General features: G+C 70.3%; 19 protein-coding genes. 9 read left to right on the plus strand and 10 right to left on the minus strand.

Going from position 1 to position 20869, the window contains the following annotated elements; translation table 11 throughout:
- Window positions 1-46: 46 nt before the first annotated feature.
- From BLR05_RS13395 to BLR05_RS13410, 4 genes are read left to right on the plus strand one after another with little or no spacing between them, the layout of a single operon-like run.
- Window positions 47-1132 carry a 2,5-dihydroxypyridine 5,6-dioxygenase NicX family protein gene (locus BLR05_RS13395; RefSeq protein WP_092834977.1) on the plus strand — a complete coding sequence of 362 codons (1086 nt, stop codon included), beginning with the start codon at window positions 47-49 and terminating at the stop codon, window positions 1130-1132.
- Complete coding sequence (locus tag BLR05_RS13400) at window positions 1129-1806, plus strand: N-carbamoylsarcosine amidohydrolase (RefSeq protein ID WP_092834979.1); 678 nt, start codon at window positions 1129-1131, stop codon at window positions 1804-1806. Before BLR05_RS13395 ends, BLR05_RS13400 begins: the two co-directional genes overlap by 4 nt.
- A gap of 14 nt (window positions 1807-1820) precedes the next feature.
- The gene (locus tag BLR05_RS13405) at window positions 1821-4112 is read left to right on the plus strand and encodes a xanthine dehydrogenase family protein molybdopterin-binding subunit (RefSeq protein ID WP_092834981.1); all 2292 of its coding nucleotides are present in this window, start codon (window positions 1821-1823) and stop codon (window positions 4110-4112) included.
- A gap of 1 nt (window position 4113) precedes the next feature.
- The gene (locus BLR05_RS13410) at window positions 4114-5088 is read left to right on the plus strand and encodes an XdhC family protein (RefSeq protein WP_092834983.1); all 975 of its coding nucleotides are present in this window, start codon (window positions 4114-4116) and stop codon (window positions 5086-5088) included.
- Window positions 5089-5105: 17 nt separating this feature from the next.
- On the opposite strand, the gene BLR05_RS13415 is transcribed toward BLR05_RS13410, so the two are convergent.
- The 10 genes from BLR05_RS13415 to BLR05_RS13460 form a co-directional block, all read right to left on the minus strand.
- Window positions 5106-6092: a tripartite tricarboxylate transporter substrate binding protein gene (locus BLR05_RS13415; protein WP_092834985.1), complete on the minus strand. Its 987-nt coding sequence runs from the start codon at window positions 6090-6092 to the stop codon at window positions 5106-5108.
- A 55-nt stretch (window positions 6093-6147) separates the two neighbouring features.
- Window positions 6148-6432 carry a muconolactone Delta-isomerase gene (gene catC, locus BLR05_RS13420; RefSeq protein WP_092834987.1) on the minus strand — a complete coding sequence of 95 codons (285 nt, stop codon included), beginning with the start codon at window positions 6430-6432 and terminating at the stop codon, window positions 6148-6150.
- A 61-nt stretch (window positions 6433-6493) separates the two neighbouring features.
- Entirely contained in the window at window positions 6494-7831 is a 1338-nt protein-coding gene (locus tag BLR05_RS13425; RefSeq protein WP_092834989.1) for a short-chain fatty acid transporter, read from the minus strand.
- 228 nt (window positions 7832-8059) lie between these two features.
- Window positions 8060-8794, minus strand: coding sequence for an SDR family NAD(P)-dependent oxidoreductase (locus BLR05_RS13430; protein WP_092834991.1), 735 nt, complete (start codon window positions 8792-8794; stop codon window positions 8060-8062).
- 47 nt (window positions 8795-8841) lie between these two features.
- A complete protein-coding gene (locus BLR05_RS13435; protein WP_092835051.1) occupies window positions 8842-9138 on the minus strand; it encodes a YciI family protein in 297 nt (98 codons plus the stop codon).
- Window positions 9139-9257: 119 nt separating this feature from the next.
- Window positions 9258-10328, minus strand: coding sequence for a cyclase family protein (locus BLR05_RS13440; protein ID WP_092834993.1), 1071 nt, complete (start codon window positions 10326-10328; stop codon window positions 9258-9260).
- Window positions 10329-10338: 10 nt separating this feature from the next.
- Window positions 10339-11142, minus strand: a complete 804-nt coding sequence (pcaD, locus tag BLR05_RS13445; RefSeq protein WP_377777428.1) for a 3-oxoadipate enol-lactonase — start codon at window positions 11140-11142, stop codon at window positions 10339-10341.
- Between the two features lie 11 nt (window positions 11143-11153).
- Entirely contained in the window at window positions 11154-12362 is a 1209-nt protein-coding gene (gene pcaF, locus BLR05_RS13450) for a 3-oxoadipyl-CoA thiolase (protein ID WP_092834995.1), read from the minus strand.
- Between the two features lie 36 nt (window positions 12363-12398).
- A complete protein-coding gene (locus BLR05_RS13455) occupies window positions 12399-13046 on the minus strand; it encodes a 3-oxoacid CoA-transferase subunit B (RefSeq protein ID WP_092834997.1) in 648 nt (215 codons plus the stop codon).
- 51 nt (window positions 13047-13097) lie between these two features.
- Complete coding sequence (locus BLR05_RS13460) at window positions 13098-13799, minus strand: 3-oxoacid CoA-transferase subunit A (RefSeq protein ID WP_092834999.1); 702 nt, start codon at window positions 13797-13799, stop codon at window positions 13098-13100.
- Window positions 13800-13958: 159 nt separating this feature from the next.
- On the opposite strand from BLR05_RS13460, the gene BLR05_RS13465 reads away from it, so the two are divergent.
- From BLR05_RS13465 to BLR05_RS13485, 5 genes are all read left to right on the plus strand, one after another.
- Window positions 13959-14762: an IclR family transcriptional regulator gene (locus BLR05_RS13465; protein WP_092835001.1), complete on the plus strand. Its 804-nt coding sequence runs from the start codon at window positions 13959-13961 to the stop codon at window positions 14760-14762.
- 166 nt (window positions 14763-14928) lie between these two features.
- Complete coding sequence (locus tag BLR05_RS13470; RefSeq protein WP_092835003.1) at window positions 14929-15891, plus strand: type III secretion system chaperone; 963 nt, start codon at window positions 14929-14931, stop codon at window positions 15889-15891.
- A gap of 22 nt (window positions 15892-15913) precedes the next feature.
- Window positions 15914-17737, plus strand: a complete 1824-nt coding sequence (locus BLR05_RS13475) for a hypothetical protein (RefSeq protein WP_092835005.1) — start codon at window positions 15914-15916, stop codon at window positions 17735-17737.
- A gap of 48 nt (window positions 17738-17785) precedes the next feature.
- Window positions 17786-18220: a DUF1841 family protein gene (locus BLR05_RS13480; RefSeq protein WP_092835007.1), complete on the plus strand. Its 435-nt coding sequence runs from the start codon at window positions 17786-17788 to the stop codon at window positions 18218-18220.
- A 98-nt stretch (window positions 18221-18318) separates the two neighbouring features.
- The gene (locus BLR05_RS13485) at window positions 18319-20862 is read left to right on the plus strand and encodes a bifunctional diguanylate cyclase/phosphodiesterase (protein WP_092835009.1); all 2544 of its coding nucleotides are present in this window, start codon (window positions 18319-18321) and stop codon (window positions 20860-20862) included.
- The last annotated feature ends 7 nt before the right edge of the window (window positions 20863-20869 follow it).

Below are 20869 nucleotides of genomic sequence, written 5' to 3' on the forward strand. Positions count from 1 at the left end.
TAACTGAAATGCACTTTCTCTACTACCGTACGCCAAGGAGCCCCGCATGTCCGTCAGCGACAACGATCTGATCCACGCCTGGAAGCAGGTGCTCACGCTGTCCCGGCTCGAGCCCGGCCAGACGGTCACCGTGCTCACGGGCGCCGACACGCACCCTCAGACGCTGCGCTGCGCGATCGCGGCCTCCAGCGACCTGGGCGCGCGCGTCAACCGGCTGGACCTGCCGCCCGTCAACGCCGAGAAATCGCTCAGCCGCGATTCGCTGGCCTACCTGGGCACCACGCCGTTGACCGGCAACCCGGCCGCCATCGCCGCGCTCAAGGCCAGCGACCTGGTGCTCGACCTCATGACCCTGCTGTTCTCCCCCGAGCAGCACGAGATCCTGCAGACCGGCACCAGGATCCTGCTGGCCGTGGAGCCGCCCGAGGTGCTGTGCCGCCTGGTGCCCACCGAGGCCGACCGCGCACGCGTGCAGGCCGCATCGAAGCGCATCGAGGCGGCCAGGCAGATGCACATCACCTCCGCGGCTGGCACCGACCTGCGCTGCGCGTTGGGCGAGTTCCCCGCCATCTGCGAATACGGCTTCGTGGACGAGCCCGGCCGGTGGGACCACTGGCCGAGCGGCTTCGTGCTGACCTGGCCCGACGAAGGCCAGAGCCACGGCCGCGTGGTGCTGGACCGCGGCGACATCCTGCTGCCCATGAAGGACTACGTGACCGATCCCATCGAACTCACGATCGAGAAGGGCTACGTGACGCGCATCAGCGGCGGCCTGCAGGCCGAGATCCTGAGCGAGTACATGGCCTCGTACGAAGACCCGGAAGCCTACGCCGTCTCCCATGTGGGCTGGGGCCTGCAGCCGCGCGCCCACTGGTCGATGCTGGCGCACTACAACAAGGAGACCCACATCGGCATGGACGCCCGCGCCTTCGAGGGCAACTTCCTCTGGTCCATGGGCCCCAACAACGAAGCCGGCGGCAGCCGCACCACCGCCTGCCACATCGACATCCCCATGCGCCACTGCACGGTGGCACTGGACGGCACGCCGGTAGTGATCGACGGCGTGGTGCAGGACGAAGCAGGACTGGCACGCGCCGCCAGAAGACCCCAGCAAGGCAAGGACATCGCATGACGAACGCCACCACCAACAGCGCCCAGGGCGTCCCCGCCGGGGCCGTCCAGGGCGACATCTCCGCCTACGCCCGCCAGGGCTTCGGCACGCCGCTGCCGCTCAAGGCGCCCTTCGGCCTGCTCATCATCGACTTCGTCAACGGCTTCGCCGACCCGGCGGTGTTCGGCGGCGGCAACATTCCCGAGGCGATCGAGCGCACCCGCGGCCTGCTGGCCCATGCGCGCGAGCGCGGCTGGCCGGTGGCGCACAGCCGCATCGTGTTCTCGGACGACGACGCGGACAGCAACATCTTCTGCCTGAAGGTGCCCGGCATGCTGACGCTGAAGGAAGACAGCCCGGCCAGCGCCATCGTGCCCGAGCTGGCCCCCGCCCCCGGCGAATACGTGGTGCGCAAGAGCACGCCCTCGGCCTTCTTCGGCACCATGCTCGCGCCCTGGCTGGCCCAGCGCGGCGTGCAGACGCTGCTGGTGGCCGGCTGCGTGACCAGCGGCTGCGTGCGCGCCAGCGTGGTCGATGCCATGCAGTCGGGCTTCCGCCCGCTGGTGGTGGCCGACTGCTGCGGCGACCGCGCCCTGGGCCCGCACGAGGCCAACCTGTTCGACATGGCGCAGAAGTACGCGGCCGTGATGCCCCTCGACCAGGCCCTGGCCGATACCGGCGCGCTCGCGCGTTGAAATAACGCCGCTCCATGAACCTGCTCCAGCCCCACGACCTGCACGCCCCGCTGCTGGACCGCCCCGACACCCTGCTGGTCGTGCGCCAGCCCGTGGCGCCTCCGAAGCCTGCGCCGGGGCAGCCCGGTTCGGGCACCGACTACGTGCAGGCCACGCCCGAGATCTTCGTGGCCGTGCTCGCCGACCCCGGTGCGGAAGCAGGCTGGCGCGCCCTGGCCTTCAACGGCCACGTGGACCTGGGCACGGGCATCCGCACCGCCCTGGCGCAAATCGTGGCGGAAGAACTGGAAGTGCCTCTGGCCCGGCTGGAGATGGTGCTGGGCCACACGGCCGCATCGCCCAACCAGGGGCCGACCATCGCCAGCGCGAGCATCCAGATTTCCGCGGTGCCGCTGCGCCGCGCGGCGGCCCAGGCGCGCGAGCAGCTGCTGGCGCTCGCCGCCGCGCAATGGGGCGTGGATGCCGAACGCTTGCAAGCGTGCGATGGCATCGTGCGCCTCGCGGATGGCGGCGATGCGCGCACGCTCCATTACGGACAGCTATTGCACGGGCTGCAGGGGCAGCGCCTGCACCTGCCGCTGGCGCCGCCCGAGCAGCCGGTGAAGCTCAAGCCCGCGAGCGAATACCGGCTGGTGGGCCGCGGCGCCGCGCGCGTGGACATTCCCGCCAAGGCCACCGGCGAGCTTAGCTTCGTGCACGACGTGCGCGTGCCCGGCATGCGCCATGGCCGCGTGGTGCGCCCGCCGCACCCGGGCCGCGACGGCGGCGACTTCATCGGCCACTGCCTCGTCGCCGTGGACCCTGCCTCCGTCGCCCACCTGCCGGGCCATGTGCAGGTGGTCACCGAGGGCGACTTCGTCGGCGTGGTGGCCGACCGGGAAGAGCAGGCCATCGCCGCCCTGCGCGCGCTGCGCGTGCAATGGCGCCCCGTGCCGCCCGCCCCCGACCTGAGCGACCTGGCGGGCGCGATCCGCGCGAACCCGGCGCAGCGCCGCGTGCTGATGGACGAGGGCGACGTGGACGCCGCCTTCGCGGGCGCCGAAACGGCCGCCGTGCTGGAGCGCAGCTACGTCTGGCCCTACCAGATGCACGCCTCCATCGGCCCGTCCTGCGCGGTGGCCGATTTCCAGGGCGGGCGGCTCAACGTGTGGTCCGGCACGCAGAACCCGCACATGCTGCGCACCGACCTGGACCGGCTGCTGCGGCTGGGCGAGGACCGCATCGACATCGTGCGCCTGGAGGCAGCGGGCTGCTACGGCCGCAACTGCGCCGACGACGTGTGCGCCGACGCGGCCCTGCTGTCCATGGCCGTGGGCGCGCCGGTGCGCGTGCAGCTCACGCGCGAGCAGGAGCACCAGTGGGAGCCCAAGGGCACGGGCCAGCTCATGGACGTGCGCGCAGCCATCGGCCAGGGCGGCGAGCTACTGGCCTGCGATTTCGCCGTGCGCTACCCGTCCAACGATGCGCCCCTGCTGGCCCTGCTGCTCACGGGCCGCGTGCCGGGCCAGCCGCGCACGCTGGAGATGGGCGACCGCACCGCCGTGCCGCCCTACCGCTACGCGAGCCGGCGCATCGCCTGCCACGACATGGCGCCGCTGGTGCGCTCCTCGTGGCTGCGCGGCGTCTCGGCCCTGCCCAACTCCTTCGCCCACGACTGCATGATCGACGAGCTGGCCCACGCGGCCGGCGCCGACCCGGTGGACTACCGCATCCGCCACCTGGGCGACCCGCGCGCCATCGAACTGATCGAGGCCACGGCGCGCCATGCCGGCTGGCAGCGCGGGCAGCCGGGCAGCCGGGGCCAGCCCGGTGCCCACGGCCTGCTGCGCGGGCGCGGCGTGGCCTATGCGCGCTATGTGCACAGCCGCTTTCCCGGCTTCGGCGCAGCCTGGGCGGCCTGGGTCGTCGATATCGAGGTCGATCCGGCGAGCGGCCGCATCGCCGTGCGGCGCGTGGTGGTGGGCCAGGACACGGGCATGATGGTCAACCCCGATGGCGTGCGCCACCAGATCCACGGCAACGTCATCCAGACGCTGAGCCGCAGCCTGCTGGAGCGCGTGGCCTTCGACGACCGGGGCGTGGCCAGCCGCGAATGGGGCGGCTACCCCATCATCGGCTTCCGCGACGTGCCGCCGATCGAGGTGGTGCTGATGCCGCGCCAGGACGAGCCGCCCATGGGTGCCGGCGAGTCTGCCTCGGTGCCGGGTCCGGCCGCATTGGCCAATGCCCTGTTCGACGCCACGGGGCGGCGCTTCTACCAGGCGCCGTTCACCCCGGACGTGGTGCGGCCAGCGCTCGGCACCTGACATGGAAGCGGGCGACCTGGACAGCCTCGTGCTGCGCACGGCGAACGGCTGGCTGCAGGCCGGCGTCCCCGCATGGCTCGTGGCCGTCGCACGCACCTGGGGATCGTCCCCGCGCCCTCCCGGATCGCTGATGGCGATGAATGCGCGCGGCGAGGTGGCGGGATCGGTGTCGGGCGGCTGCATCGAGGACGATCTGGTGCGCCGCGTGCAGCAGCAGGCAACGGCGCAAGCGCAGGCCGAGGGTACCGCGGCGCTCCCCGAAGTCCTGCGCTACGGCATCTCGGCCGACGAGGCCCACCGCTTCGGCCTGCCCTGCGGCGGCACCGTGGAACTGGTGATGGAGCCGCTGCAGGAGCGCAGCCGGTTGCCGGAACTGCTCTACGCCTGCGCGCAGCGGCGCTGCGTTGAGCGCACGCTGCACCTGGCCACCGGGGCGGTACGGTTGCGCGACCGTGCGCAGGCCGCCGCGCCAGTACTGGAAGCGGACCGCTTCGTGGCCTGCTTCGCGCCAGTCGCGCGCCTGGTCGTCATCGGCGCGGGCGACACCGCGTACTACGCATGCCAGATGGCTGTGAACGTCGGCTTCGACATCGTGCTGTGCGACCCGCGCCTGGAGCAGGCCCCTGCCTGGGCGCAGGGCCGCATCGCCTTCACGCGCGACATGCCCGACGACGTGGTCCTGGCGCTGAGGGAAGACGACCGCACGGCCGTGCTCGCCCTGAGCCACGATCCCAAGCTCGACGACCTGGCCCTGATCGAGGCCCTGCGCTCGCGCGCGTTCTACGTCGGCGCCATCGGATCGCGCAACAACAGCGCCCGACGGCGCGAACGGCTGCGGCTGCACTTCGGGCTGCAGGACGCCGAACTGCAGCGCCTGCACGGCCCGGCGGGCCTGTTCATCGGCAGCCGGACACCCGCCGAGATCGCCCTCTCGATGGTGGCCGAGGTGGTGGCGGCGAAGAACGGCGCACTTTAAAGCGGCCCAAAGAACCCTTAATCCACGCTGGCGCCGGACTCCTTCACCACCCGGCCCCACTTCACGCTCTCCTTCTGGATGAAATCGGCAAACTGCGCGGGTGTCTCGCCGGCCGCCTCGGCGCCCTGCTCCGCAAGCTTCTTGCTGATGTCGGGCTGCGCGAGCACCTTCACGATGGTGGCGTTCAGTTTGGCGACGACCGGCGCGGGCGTGCCGGCCGGCGCGAACATGCCGAACCACGACGTGGCCTCGTAGCCGGGCACGCCGGCTTCGGCGATCGTCGGCACGTCGGGCAGCTCGGGCGAGCGTTTGGCCGTGGTGACGGCGATGGCGCGCAGTTTGCCCGAGCGCACGTGCTGGATGGCCGAGGGCATGTTGTCGAACATGATCGCGATCTGGTTGCCCAGCAGGTCCGTCACGGCCGGCGCACTGCCTTTGTAGGGCACGTGCACCATGTCCACCTTGGCCATGCTCTTGAACAGCTCGCCCGAGAGGTGGATGGAGCTGCCGCTGCCGGACGATCCGAAGTTCACCTTGCCCGGGTTCGCCTTGGCATAGGCGATCAGCTCCTGCACCGTCTTGAACGGCTGCGCCGGATTGGCCACCAGCAGGTTGGGCACGTTGGCCACGCGCGTGAGCGGCGCGAAGTCCTTGATCGGGTCGAACGGCATCTTCCTGTAGAGCGCGGCGTTGATGGCATGCGTGCCCACCGTGCCCATGAAGAGCGTGTAGCCGTCGGCCGGGGCGCGTGCCGCCACCTGGCCGCCGATGTTGCCGCCCGCACCGGCGCGGTTGTCCACCACCACCGGCTGGCCCAGTTCGGTGCCCATGCCCTGGGCGATGATGCGCGCCAGGATGTCGGTGGTGCCGCCGGCCGCGAAGGGCACGACGATGGTGATGGTCTTGCTCGGGAATGCCTGCGCGGCGGCCAGCCCGGGCAGGAGCGCGCAGGCGGCCGCGGCGGCGATCAGGCCGCGGCGGAAGATGGAGTGGGCGATGGTCATGGCTTGTTTCCTCGGATCTCTTCGTTGTAGGGATGGGGATGCGGCGCGCCCGCGCTCACTCCTGCACGATGGACGACGGGTGGTTGGCCAGCGGCGTCACCTTGATCTCCATGTACGGGAACAGCGGCAGGCCGCTCAGGATCGCGTGGAGCTCGTCGTTGCCGGACACGTCGAAGATGCTCACGTTGGCGTATTCGCCGACGACGCGCCACAGGTGGCGCCATTGGCCATCGCGCTGCAGCTGCTGCGAATACTCCTTCTCCTTGCGCTTGATCTCGTCGGCCACGTCGGGGGCCAGCGTGGACGGGATGCGGACGGTCATTTCAGCCATGAACAGCATGGGTTTCTCCTTGAGGATTCGGGTTGGGATGTGGAAAGAAAGCGGACGGCCCGTACGGCCATCACAGATGCGGCCAGACCAGCATGGTCACGGCATAGATCGCGCCCACGAGCAGCATGGAGACCACGGTGTAGCCCATGATGTCCTTGAGCTTGAGCTTGGACAGCGCCAGCGCCGGCAGGATCCAGAACGGCTGCACCAGGTCGTTCCAGCCGTTGCCCAGCATCACCGACATGGCCGTCTGCGCCTGCGAAGCGCCCAGCGTGGTGGCCGCGTTGATCATGAACGGGCCCTGCAGCACCCAGTGGCCGCCGCCCGAGGGCGCGAAGAAGTTGATCACGAAGGAACTCACGAGGCCCCACAGCGGCAGCGTGGCGGCAGTGGAGATGTTCACGAACACGTGCGCGATCGATTCCACCAGCCCCGAGCCGTGCATGATCGCCATGATGCCGGCGTAGAACGGGAACTGCAGGATGATCCCGCCGATCGTCTTCACGCCCTCGTTGACCTTCTCCACGTACTTCATCGGCGTGCCCAGCAGCAGCACCCCGAGGAACAGGATGAAGAAGTTGATCATGTTCAGGTCGAGGTTGCCGCCCTTGATGAAGTGCATGGCCACGTACGCCATGCCGCACAGCCCGATCAGCAGGCTCAGCACGCGGCTGTTGTTGAGGCGGTACGCCAGCGTCTTCTCGTCGCCCAGCAGGCCCTCGGCGCCGGCGGCGGGCTTCGTGTCGGCCACGGTGGCGGGGTCCAGCTCGACCACCTTCTCACCCTGCTTCGGGTGCATGGCGGCATTGAGCAGTGGCAGCGCGATCAGCACGGCGAGGCTGGTGAGCAGGATGGGCGCGGAGAAGATCGTCTGCGTGAGCGGGATCAGGCCCATCGTGCCCTCGAAGGCATGGCCCTTGGTGGAGATCAGTACGGGAATCGTCGCCGAGAAGCCCAGGCTGTACATGGTGAAGCCCGTGTAGGCCGCCGCGATGATCAGCGGATAGTGCACGCCCTTCACCTTGAGGGCCAGTTTGCGCGCCATGATGCCGCCGATCACCAGGCCGAAGCCCCAGTTCAGGTAGCTGCCCACGCCGCCCACGATGGTCGCGACGATGATGGCCTGCCGCGGCGTGTCCACGCGCGCGGCGATGCGGTCGAGAAAACGGTCCACGATAGGCGCGGCCGCCAGCACGTAACCCATCACCAGGATCACGGCCATCTGCGTCGTGAAGGCCAGCAGGCTCCAGAAGCCCTTGCCCCAGTCCTGCACCACGGCGTCGATCGGGCGGCTCTCCACGCCGAAAGCGAGCGCCATGGTCAGCAGCGTGAGCAGGATCGCGAAGACGAACGGATCGGGCAGGTAGCGCCGCATCAGTTCGGTAAAGAAGGCGGTGATTTTCGACATGGAAGAACTTGTCTCGCTGTTATGGGATGAATGAGAGAAGAAGAGAAATCGCTTCAGTGGCGCAGCTTCTGGAACCGTCTCGGCCTGTCCTGTCAGAAGGCCGCGGAGCAGGCCACGCCAGCAGACGCCGTGGAACGGGCTTCGCCCGGCCACCGGCGGCGTCCCCCTTCCCGGAGCGCGCAGCGGTCCGAGAGAAGGGGGAAGGCGCGCAGCGCATCAGGGGGTAGTTCACACACCGGCCACGCCAACGGTCATGCCGCCGCAGACATAGAGCACCTGCCCCGTGACGAAGCCGCTGCGCGCATCGAGCAGGTACGACACGGCATGCGCCACGTCGTCCGGCGTGCCCACGCGCTTCACGGGCACCGCATCGATGATGGCCTGCGTGCGCGGTGCATCCGGCGGGTTGGCGCGGTCGAACAGCTCGGTGCGGATGGGCCCGGGACCGATCGCGTTGGCCGTGATGCCGTGGCGCCCCAGCTCCAGCGCCCAGACGCGCGTCATGCCGATCAGGCCGGCCTTGGTGGCCGAGTACGCGGTGCGCAGCTCCTTGCCCAGGGCGGCGCGCGAGGACATGTTCACGATGCGCCCGAAGCCGGCCGCCTGCATGCCCGGCAGCAGCGCCTGCATGCACTGCAGGCTGCAGCGCAGGTTCAGCGCAACAGCCAGGTCGAACTGCTCCAGCGTCTGCTCGGCCGCCCCGGCCGGCACCACGATGCCGACGTTGTTGACCAGCCGCGTGATCGGTCCGCCGGCCAGCGCCTGCTGCAGCGCGCGCGCCGTCTCTGCGGGATTGGACAGGTCGGCCTGGATGCCGCCGGGCACGCGATCGACCAGGCGGTCGATGACGACCGGCTCGTAGCCGTCGGCGCGGCAGCGTTCGGCCGTCGCCGCGCCGATGCCGGCGCCGCCGCCGGTGATGAGAACGCGCTCGCGCACGGAGGAGACCAGGGAATTCGTCATGGGGAATCCTTCAGGGGAATAGGTGGTGCCGCGCCGCAGCGGACGGCTCACAGGTAGCACTGTCCGTCCACGTAGGCCTTGCGCCAGCGCGTGAGCACCACGCGCTCGAACAGGCCGGCGGCATGGAAGGGATCGGATTCGATGAAGCGCTGCGCCTCTTCGCGCGCATCCATCGCCACCACGTAGAGGCCGCCGCCCAGATCCCTGCCGCCGTCGTCCAGCTTGGCCCCGCAGGCCAGCAGCAGGGCCTTGTGGCGGTCCAGGAATTCCAGGTGCGCGGCGCGCGTGGCCTGGCGCACGTGCTGGTGGCCGGGCTTGTCGAAGGTTTCGATGATGAAAGGCATGGCGTGTTCTTCCGTGCGGCAGGCCGGCACATGGCGGATGCCGCGGGCCAAGGGGCCTGCGGCGTGTTCGGGATGGGTGGCTCCCGGGCCCGCGGGCCCGGGAAGTGGCGGCGGTGGTCTCAGACCGTGGCGACGGGCGTCACGGGCGAGCCCACGGCGCCGGGCAGGTTCAGCGGCGGCGCCGTCAGCAGGAAGCGATGGCGGCCGTGCTCGCGCAGCCAGCGCGCCAGCGGCGTGAGGTACCAGAGCTCGCCCAGGTGAACGCCCAGCTTGAACAGGCAGTGCTCGTGCAGCGGCAGCGCCGCGCAGCAGGCCGGCCCGGGGCGAGCGGGCAGGCCCTCGACGGCGTAGTTGTCCGCCGCGATGGCGGCGAGCTGGCTGTCGGTGATCCACTGCAGCAGCTTCTCGTCGCGGCCGTCCAGCACCGCGCAGGCGTTGTGCAGCACCTGCGGGTCGGGATGCCGACGCATGCCCAGCACCACGTCGGCGAAGCCCGTGTGCAGGCAGACGATGTCGCCCGTCTCCACCGCCACGCCGTCGGCCTCCAGTACGCGCATCAGCGTGTCGTAGCCGACCAGCGTGCGCGCATCGCCCAGGTGGGCGCGCAAATCGATCATCACGCCGCGGCCCTGCACGCCCGTGCGCGCCATGCCCTCGATGCCCAGGGCATGCGCGGCCGAGGTGCTGCCGGCAGAGTCCGCGGCGGCCGGCACGCCCGTGTCGCGCACGTCCTGCGGGCCGACGATGTGCCGCCCCGCCGCATAGCCGTTGTAGTAGAGCGCCTCGGGCAGGCCGTCGCCATTGGCGTCGAACAGCGATCCGGCGTGCGCCAGGCTGTCCCACTGCGTCGAGTACTGCAGGTACAGGATGGCCAGGTCGTCGGACATCACGTCGGTGCGGCCCGGCTCCAGCTCGGCCATCAGGCAGTTGAAATTGACCAGCCCCTTGCGCAGCGTGGGCCGCAGCACGGGGGGATGCCGGTTGGGATTGAGCGCGCTGCCGCCGGGGTAGTCCAGCGGCAGGCTGAGCGCGAAACTCAGGCCCTCGCGCACCTCGGCCACGCCCTGGAGCACCTTGTCGGGCGTCAGCAGGTTCAGGCGGCCCAGCTGGTCGTCGGGCCCGAAGTCGCCCCAGGTCGAGCCAGGTGGGCGCTGCTTCCAGCGGGGGTTCGCGGGCTGTGGCTGTTCCATGGAATCGGTCCTAGTTCCTTTGCAGAAAATCCGAGAGCGCGGCATCGAAGGCCTGCGGCGCCTCGAGGTTGGACAGGTGCGAGGCCGGCAGTTCGGCCACGCGGGCGCCGGCGATGGCGGCCTGCATGGCCTGCGTGTCCGCCACCGTGGTGACCGGGTCGGCCGCGCCGGCGATGAGCAGCGTGGGCACGGCGATGCCACCGATGGCCGCGCGCAGGTCGGCCTGGGCCAGGGCCTCGCAGCAGCCGGCGTAGCCTTCGGGATCGACGCCGGCGATCCAGCCTTGGGCGCGGCGCACCACCTCGGGCTGCGCGGCGGCGAAGGCGTCGGTGAACCAGCGCCCCGGCGAAGAAGCGGCCAGTTCGGCCATGCCGGCCGCGCCCTTCTCGCGCACCATGGCGGCGCGCGTGGTCCATCCCTCGGCCGTGCCGATCTTCGCGGCACTGTTGGCCACCACCAGGCGCTCCAGCCGCTGCGGCGCATGCACGCCGAGCCAGAGGCCCGTGAAGCCGCCCATCGAGATACCACAGAAGCTGGCACGGGCGATGCCCAGGGCATCGAGCAGGGCGACCACGTCGCCGCCCAGCTGGTCGAAGGTGTACGGCCCGGGAGACACCTCGCTGCCGCCGTGGCCGCGCGTGTCGTAGCGCACCACGCGGTGGGTGCGCGCGAACCGTTCGGCCTGCGCGTCCCACATTTCCAGCGTGGTGCCCAGGGAGTTGGAGAACACCAGGGCCGGCGCATCGGCAGGCCCTTCCACCCGCACACGGAAAGCGCCCGCCGCGGTCTTCAGCACGTCGTCGTTCATGGCCATGTCGCCCCCGCTCACACGCGCTCCAGGATCACCGCGATGCCCTGGCCCACGCCGATGCACATGGTGGCCAGCGCATAGCGCCCGCGCGTGGCATGCAGCCGGTTGACGGCCGTGGTGGCCAGGCGCGCGCCGCTGGCGCCCAGGGGATGGCCCAGGGCGATGGCACCGCCCCAGGCGTTCACGCGCTCGTCGTCGTCTTTCAGGCCCAGCATGCGCAGCACGGCCAGGCCCTGCGCGGCGAAGGCTTCGTTCAGCTCGATCACGTCGAGCTGCTCCAGCGTGAGGCCGGTCAGCGCCAGCACTTTCTGGGTGGCGGGGGCAGGGCCGATGCCCATCACGCGCGGCGCCACGCCGGCCGTGGCCATGCCGACCACGCGGGCCTTCGGCGTGAGGCCATGCTTCGCGGCCGAGGCTTCATCCGCCAGCAGCAGCGCGCAGGCACCGTCGTTCACGCCGCTGGCGTTGCCCGCGGTCACCGTGCCGCCCTCGCGCACCACTCCCTTGAGCCGGGCCAGCGCCTCCAGGCTGGTCTCGCGCGGGTGTTCGTCCTTGTCCACCACCACCGCGTCGCCCTTCTTCTGGGGAATGGTCACGGCAGTGATTTCGCGCGCCAGGTGGCCGGCCTTCTGCGCGGCCACGGCCTTGAGCTGGCTGGCCAGGGCCATGCGGTCCTGCGCCTCGCGCTCGATCTTGTAGTCGTCGGCCACGTTCTCGGCCGTTTCCGGCATGGAATCGACCCCGTACTGTGCCTTCATGAGCTTGTTCACGAAGCGCCAGCCGATGGTCGTGTCGTACACCGCGTTGCTGCGGCTGAAGGCGCTCTCGGCCTTGGGGCTGACGAAGGGCGCGCGGCTCATGCTTTCCACGCCGCCGGCGATCATCAGGCCCGCCTCGCCCGCCTTGATGGCGCGCGCCGCCGTGCCCACGGCATCCAGGCCCGAGCCGCACAGGCGATTGATGGTGGCGCCCGGCACGTCGATGGGCAGGCCGGCCAGCAACGCGCTCATGCGCGCCACGTTGCGGTTGTCCTCGCCGGCCTGGTTGGCGCAGCCGTAGAGCACGTCGGTCACCGCCGCCCAATCGACATGGGGGTTGCGCGCCATCAGCGCCTTGAGGGGAACAGCGCCCAGGTCGTCGGTGCGTACGCTGGAGAGCGCACCGCCGTAGCGGCCGAAGGGTGTGCGGATGGCGTCGCAGATGAAGGCGTGGGAAGAAGTCATGCGGTTTGTCTCCGGGAAGGTTCTTTCGGGCGCGGGTCAGGCGCGGCGGATGGGCAGGCCGACCAGGCGTTCGAGTTCGCCGTGCTCCAGGCCCTGCACGGCGTCGATCACCACCAGGCCGTCCGGCGTACAGGCCAGCGTGGCGAGGTCGGTGTAGATGCGCTTGACGCAGCCGATGCCGGTGAGCGGGTAGGTGCACTGCCCCACGATCTTGGACTGGCCCTGCTTGGTCAGCAGATCCATCATCACCCAGGTCTGTTTCGCGCCGATGGCCAGATCCATCGCGCCGCCCACGGCCGGGATGGCCCCGGGCTCGCCCGTGCTCCAGTTGGCCAGGTCGCCCGTGGCGCTGACCTGGAAGGCGCCCAGCACGCAGATGTCCAGGTGGCCACCGCGCATCATGGCGAAGCTGTCGGCATGGTGGAAGTACGCGCCGCCCGGCAGCAGCGTGACGGGCTGCTTGCCCGCATTGATGAGGTCGTAGTCCTCCTGCCCTGCCACGGGCGCGGGGCCCATGCCGAGGATACCGTTCTCGCTCTGCAGGATGACTTCGCGGTCGGCCGGGATGTGGTTGGCCACGAGGGTGGGCTGCCCGATGCCCAGGTTGACGACGGCGCCTTCGTGGATGTCCTGGGCCACGCGGCGGGCCAGTTCGTCTTTGCTGCGTTTCTGATAGCTGCTCACGCTGATTCCTTCTGCGCTGGTGGCCTGTTCAATTCCGATGCGATACCGGGCTCATGCAGGCTTCTTGAAGCCAGCGCCCTGGGTGGCGGTGCGCTCGATGCGCACGATCCTGCTCACGAAGATGCCGGGGGTGGCGATGGCCTCGGGATCCAGGGCGCCCAGTTCCGCGATCTCGTGCACCGTGGCGATGGTCTGCTTCGCGGCCGTGGCCATCACGGGGCCGAAGTTGCGTGCGGACATGCGATACGTCAGGTTGCCCCAGCGGTCGCCCCGCTCGGCCTTGATGAGGGCCACGTCGCCGTGGATGGGGTACTCCAGCACGTAGTGCCTGCCGCCGATCTCGCGCGTTTCCTTGCCCTTCGCCAGTTCCGTGCCGTAGGCCGTCGGGCAGAAGAAGGCGCCGATGCCTGCCCCGGCCGCGCGCAGTCGCTCGGCGAGGTTGCCCTGCGGCACCAGTTCCAGCTCCAGCTTGCCGGAGCGGTACAGGTCGTCGAACACCCAGCTGTCCACCTGCCGCGGGAAGCTGCAGATGATCTTGCGCACGCGGCCCGTCTTGAGCAGCGCTGCCAGGCCCGTGTCGCCGTTGCCGGCATTGTTGTTGACCACCGTGAGGTCACGGGCGCCCTGCCCGATCAGTCCGTCGATCAGTTCGCCGGGAATACCGGCCGTGCCGAAGCCGCCGACGAGCACCGTGGCGCCGTCCTGGATGCCCGACAGGGCCTGGGCGACGGAATCCGCAATCTTGTTGATCATGGGAAGAAAAACCTGGAATGGGAGCAAGGCCGGACTGCCGTGCCGCACAGCGACAATCCGGCCCCGCGGGCGGGAGGCGACCGGAGGTCCGGCCGCGGGATTTTGTTCGTATAAAGAACAAATGTTCGTACAATGAATTAATTCTAGAACTAACAGCTTATGAGCGATACCCCCAAGGACCCTGGTAAAAACCCTAGGCCGGGCGACAGCTATGTGCAGTCGTTCGCCCGCGGGCTGGAAGTGATCCGCTCCTTCAGCGCGGCCGCCCCGCAACAGACGCTGAGCGAGGTGGCGGCCTCCTCGGGCCTGACGCGCGCCGGCGCCCGCCGCATCCTGCTCACGCTGCAGACGCTGGGCTACGTGGAAAGCGACGGGCGACTGTTCCGCCTCACGCCGCGCATACTGGACTTGGGGTTCGCCTACCTCTCGTCCATGCCGATCTGGGACCTGGCGGAGCCTTCCATGGAAGCGCTGGCAGGCGAGGTGCACGAATCGTGCTCCGCCGCCGTGCTCGACGGCCACGACGTGGTCTATGTGCTGCGCGTGCACACCCACAAGATCATGAGCACCAACCTCGGCGTGGGCTCGCGCCTGCCCGCGTTCTGGACCTCCATGGGCCGCATGCTGCTGGCCGGCCTGCCCGACGAGCGCGTCATCGCGCTCATGCAGGACCTGCCGCGCAAGCGCTTCACCCCGCGCACCGTGGTGGAGGACGCGGAACTGCTCGCCCGCGTTCAAACCGCCCGCGCGCAGGGCTGGTGCCTGATCGACCAGGAACTGGAAGAAGGATTGATCTCCGTCGCCGCCCCGCTGCGCGACCGCACCGGCCGCACGGTGGCCGCGCTCAACATCAGCGGGCAGGCCAACCGCACCAGCGCGAAGATGATGCAGCGCGACCTGCTGCCCGTGCTGCTGCGCACGGCCGACACCATCTCGCGGCTGCTGGGCACGCGCCGCGGCTGAGGCCGCGCTCTTCTCCGCGAGGCCAGGCAGCGCCTATCACGCTCCTGGCCCCGGTTACGGCCTGTGCCGGCCTGCAGCTTCGCATGCCTCGCACCTGCTTCGCCGTTCATACTGCTTTCGATAATGGATATGCAAAAAAATATGCATAGCCAACGGAAGCGCCATCATGCAGACCTCACCCACCGCAAGCACCACGGATCCATCCACCCCCTCGCCTACCCCGGCGGCATGGCTGCGCGAAGCGGCCCGCCGGTTCGGCGAAACGGAAGGCGCAGAGCCTTTCTCCGAGGCGCGCTCCTTCGAACAGGACGGCATCCGCTACCGTCCCCTGCGGATCGAGGACGCCCCGCAGGAGCGCTGGGCCCTGGTGGCGTCGCAGCCCTGCCCTGCCGGCGTGGAAGAGCCCGTCTGGACCAGCCTGCTGCTGCACCTCAACGCACCGTCCATGGCGCTCGGGTCCATCGGCATCGGCCTGGATTCCGCCGGACGCGCCGTGGTCGTGCACGGCGTGCCCCCGTCGCATGTCGGCGATGCGGCGCTGCTGGCCCAGGATCTGTTCCAGCTCAGCTACTTCAGCGGCATGCTGCGGGAAAGCGCTCTCGGAGTGCAGCACCACCTGTCCTCGATGATCGACGCGCATGCCCTGCGCCAGGCCGGGAGCGCCTCCGGGCCGGAAGCCGCGCCGCCGGAGATGCCGCCGCTGCCGCCGGGTCTCGAAGCCACGGTTCAGGCACAGGCCGGTGCGGACTGGCACCGCCCCCTGCTCGGGCAGGCTCTGGACGAGCTGGGCGCCGCGGCCTCGGGCACCCCCGGCCTCCCGCTGGGCGCCATCGTCCGGCTGCAGGGCAAGGATATCCAGATCGCGGCCTGCGGCGATGGCCGCACGCTGCTGCTGTCGGCACCGCTGGACCGGCCGCTGGCCGACAGCGCCGAGCGCACCGCTGCGCTGCAGGCCAACGTGGAGCTGATGTTGATCGCCGGCTGCGCGCTGAGCCTCTCCCCCGAAGGCACGTTCGTACAGACACGCTGGGACTCCGCGGGCATGGATGGCACCGATCTGGCCGTCCAGCTGGATGGTTTCGCCGCCCTGTCCGCCAGCATGGACGGCACCTCCGCCTCCATGCAATGAAACCCGACGAAAGGAGCCTCCCATGCTGAAAAACACCACCGCCTCGCCGGGCACCTCGTCGCCCCAGCACCTGCTCACCTCCCCGGGCAAGGAGGCGCAGCCCACCAGCAGCCAGCCGACGTCACCCATCGCCCTCACAGGCAGCCAGCGTCTGCCGGAAACGGAACTGCCGCGCTTCGCACGGCCGGATGCGCAGGCGTCCACCTCCGCCGCGGCCTCTTCCAGCAGGCCCCCGCGCAACGATGCGCCCCGGGCCCCGGCGCGCGAAATGTCCCTGCGCTACATGGCCGACGTGGAAGCCCAGACCCACACGCCCGTCCCGGGACGGGGCGCGCGGCTCCTCCAGCAGGGGCGGAACCTGGCGTCCGGGGCCCGGAATCTGGCGCAGAGTTCGCTGGGCCAGGTAAGGAGCGGCGCGGTCGCGGGCGCCGCATACGCGGGACAGGCCGCCACGGCAGTCAAGGACAAAGCCGTGCAGGGCTACCACTACACGGCGGCGAAGGCACACCAGGGCTGGGAGGCCACCAGCCAGTTCACCCGGCAAAGCGCGCAGGACCTCGTGGGCGACCGGCTCCCCAGCCGCGCGGCCGTGGGCGCCTTCACCGGCCACACGGTGCAGCAGTTGCTGACCTGCGGGATTCCCACCTTCTCCCGCGAATACGCGATGCTGCAGATCTACCGGGGCATCGTGAACACCAGGTTCGCCCAGGACAACCCCTTCGCCATCGTCGGCATGCAGACCGCCGTGTCGATGGCGGCCGTGCTGGCGCACGCGAAGCTGCGGCACGCGCGCATGGACCGGGATCCGGAAGCCGCGGTCAAGGGGCATTTCGGCCTCACGAACGCGCAGTGGGACGCCATGTCCCCGCAGGACAAGGCAAGGCGCAAGGAGATCCAGCAGGCGGATTCGCGGCGCGTGACGGCGAACCAGGTCATTGCCGAGACCGGCAACTTCATCATGGGCGCAACCGCCGCGGCCGGCGGGGATCCCGGCGTGTCTGCGCGGGTGCTCGCCACCCAGGTGCGCAACGTCATCTATGCCGCCATGCGCGAGCTGATGCAGGCCAGCCTCAAGTTCGTCGATACCCGCGGCCCCGGCACCAGCGGCGTGAACGACGCCAACATGAGCTCCATGGCGGCGGTGTACACGTTGATGACCATGGGCGCCAGCACGGCCTCGGACGGCGTGGTCGGCGCGGTGCTGAACGCGCGCTCCGTCGGCCTCAGCGGCCTGCAGTTCCAGGTGGCGGACACGAACAACCCGGTCAACGATCCGCAGCTGGAGAATGCGGCCCTCGTGGCCCTCATCCGCGGCCTCTTCAATACCTCCGTCGAAGTGATCGACGCGGGCGTGGGCAAGCACTATGAAACCAGGCAGGTGGGCGCCCAGCAGGTATGGAACTCGGGCAGCAAGCTGCCCATGAAGGACCACGACCGCGTCCTGGACCACTCCGTCGCGCGGTTCTCCTGGAACCAGTTCGCAGGCATGGCCAACCTCGCGGTGCAGCAGGTCGCCAGGGCCACCGGCCTCAACCAGGCGGCCCCCGCGCTGACCTCGTTCCTCGGGGTCGGCACGACGGCTGCCGCCTTCGGCCTGGCCTACCGCAATACCAACCAGACCTACCAGGCCCACGCCAGGGTGCGCTCCGCCGTGGCGAACGCGCAGGCGCCCGCCGCCCCGGCGACCGCGCCGGCACCGGACGACGGCTCTCAGGCGGTGGCGTCCGGCGCCGGCCACGCCACGCAGGCGCGGCAGCGCCATACCGCAGTCCCGGAAATCGAGGAGGCCGCGGACGACAGTGCCGCCGGGCCCCCGCACGGCGGGCAGGCCCGGCCCACGGCCTGATAAGGCACCGCGCAGGGACGATGCCGCCGTGCTACGCTGCGCGGCATCATGTTCAATCCCACGCAAGCGGACGTGCGCCGCTTTTTCTGCGCGGTGCATGCCAAGGCCCAGGCAGGCCAGCCGATGGAAGCCATCGAGACCCTGGCCAGCCTGTGGATCGCGGAACACCCCGAATACCACGGGGAACTCTCCGACGTGGACGCCGCCCTCGCCCGCGACTACGACCGCACGCCCGGCTGCACCAACCCCTTCCTGCACCTGTCCATGCACCTCTCGATCAGCGAGCAGTGCAGCATCGACCAGCCGCGCGGCATCCGCCAGGCGGTGGAGCTGCTCGCCGCCCGCCTGGGATCGCTGCAGGATGCGCACCATGCCGCCATGGAATGCCTGGGCAGCATGCTCTGGGAGAGCCAGCGCTCGGGGCGCCCTCCGGACGGCAACGCGTATGTGGCCTGCGTGCAGCGCCGGGCCACCCGCGACTGAAACCGCTCCCCGGCGGTAGCTATAATTAAAATAGCAAACACCCGACGACGACCACGGCAGTCCCACCATGAACCGACGACCTCCGGCACGCCGGGAACATGGTTTCGAAGGGCGGTGCTGAAGTGCGGCGCTGGGCCCTGTCGCTGCGCACGGCCATCGCCGTGCCGTTCGCGGCACTCTTCATCGGCACCGTGGCACTGCAGGCGGTCACCCAGCACCGCCAGATCGATGCGCTGATCGACCAGGAAAGCGTGCGCCTGCTCGACGCCGTGACCCACACGGCCAGCGACCGCCTCGTGAACTTCCTGGCCACGCCGTTCCGGGTCCAGCGCAGCGTCGCGGACGCGATCGGACGCCACGGCCTCTACCACGCAGGCGACCTGCGCTCGATCCACGAATACCTGCGCGCCATCCTGGACGCCATCTATGCCGAAGAGCGGCAGATCGGCCTGCTGGGTTTCGGCGGGCGCGAGGGCGAATACACCGGCATGCGGCGCGAGGACGACGGCCGCCTGCGGCTGATCCTGCAGGACCGCAGCACCCATGGCCGGCTGCAGATATACGGACTGGACGGCAACGGCGCCGTCATCGCCTCTGAGGAGGGCTACGACCCGCGCAGCCGCCCGTGGTATGCGCCCGTCGTCGCCTCCGGCCAGTCGCGCTGGTCGGACATCTACACCCGCGCGGGCGAGCGCGCCGACGTGATCATCGCGGCCTCGTCCCCGGTCGTGTCCGAGGGGGAACTGGTGGGTGTGGTGCAGGCCGAGGTGCGGCTCGACACGCTGCAGCGCTTCCTGAGCAACGATCCCCTGCTGGGCCACGGCCATATCTTCGTGCTCGATGCCGAGGACCGGCTGGTCGCGCAATCCGGCGAAGGCAGCGTGACGCTGCCCATGGCACCCGGCAGCCGCCAGTACGGCCGGCGGCTCGCCAGCCAGAGCACCAGCGAGGCGGTGCGCGCCGCGGCCCGGTTCCTGCCGCCGGGCCCGCAGGACGGAGGCGCCACGGCCTTCAGCTACCCCATGGGCGGCCAGCGGTACTTCGCCCGCGTGACGCCGTTCACCCACGTGCCCGGCCTGAACTGGCGCATCGTGGTCGCGCTGCCCGAGGCCGACCTGCTCGGCGACACGCGCGCGGCCTCCCGCCGGCTGCTGGTCGCCACCGCAGCCATCGCGGCGTTCGGCCTGCTGCTGGGGCTGTGGGCCATCCAGCGCATCGCCGCCCCGATCCTGCTCACGGCCAGGGCCGCGCAGCGCATGGCCCGCGGCGACTGGGACACGGAGCTGCGCATCACCAGCCCGCTGCGCGAGACCGGGACCCTGGTGCAGGCCTTCAACGACATGGCCGGGCGGCTGCGCCATTCGTTCGAGCAATTGCGCCGGCAGCTGCTGGGCGATCCGCTCACCGGCCTGCTCACGCGCCGCGGCCTGCTCGAGAAGGCCGACTGGCCGCATCCGCAGCGCGCCGTGCTCGTGCTGGCGGGCATCGACGCCTTCCGCGCGGTGAACGACAGCATGGGCCTGGACACGGGCGACCGGCTGCTGCAGGCCGCGGCGGACCGGCTGCGCGACTCCCTGTCCGCGACGGCGCTCGCCGCCCGGCTGGGCGGCGATGAATTCGCGCTCCTGTACCTGGCCAGCGACGCGGCCCCGCCGGCCGATGCCGGGCGGGCCATCCAGGACGTCTTCGCCCAGCCCTTCTCGGTGGGCGAGGACGAAGTGCAGCTGACCGTCTCCGTGGGAACCGTGTCCGGCACGCTGCCGAGCGGCCGGCTGGCGGACTGGCTGCGCAACGCGAGCAGCGCTCTCGGCGAAGCCAAGCGGATGGGCCGCGGCCAGTGCGTGCCCTTCACGCCGGACATGATGGAGCGCTCCCTGGAGCACGTGCGCCTCGCCTCCGAACTGCGGCAGGCCCTGGAGCGCGGACAGTTCGTGCTGCACTACCAGCCGGTGGTGGAACTTTCCTCCGGCCGCACCATCGGCGCCGAGGCCCTGGTCCGCTGGAACAGCCCCACGCGCGGCCTGGTGCCGCCCGGCGTGTTCATTCCCGTGGCGGAAGCCTCGGACCTCATCCTGGGCCTCGGCGAATGGGTGCTGCGCGAGGCCACGCACGCCATCGCCGGGCGGCTGGCCCAGCTGCCGGACGACTTCGACATCCACGTCAACGTCTCGGCCCGCCAGCTCATCCAGTCCGACTTCCAGGACACCCTGAAGCAGATCCTGCAGGACAGCGGCCTGCCGCCGGGGCACCTGACGCTGGAGCTCACCGAATCCGTGCTGCTGGAGGACGACGGCGTGACCCGCGCGCGGCTCGCGGCGATCCGCGCGCTGGGTGTGAAGATCGCCATCGACGATTTCGGCACCGGCTATTCGTCGCTGGCCTACCTGGGCCGGCTGCCGTTCGACTGCCTGAAAGTGGACCAGCGTTTCGTGCGCAACCTGCTGCACTCGCCCCAGGACGAGGCCATCGTGATGGCCGTGCTCAGCATGGCCAGGGGCTTTGCCGTCTCCGTCGTGGCCGAAGGCGTGGAAACCGCCGACGAGGCCGCCCGCCTGCGGTCCATGGGCTGTGCGAACGCGCAGGGCTACCACTTCGGGCGACCGGCGCCGCTCGAGCACCTGCGCCTGTCCACGCCCCTCTGACCGGCGG

This window comes from Paracidovorax cattleyae (genome assembly GCF_900104515.1).
Taxonomy (GTDB): domain Bacteria; phylum Pseudomonadota; class Gammaproteobacteria; order Burkholderiales; family Burkholderiaceae_C; genus Paracidovorax; species Paracidovorax cattleyae.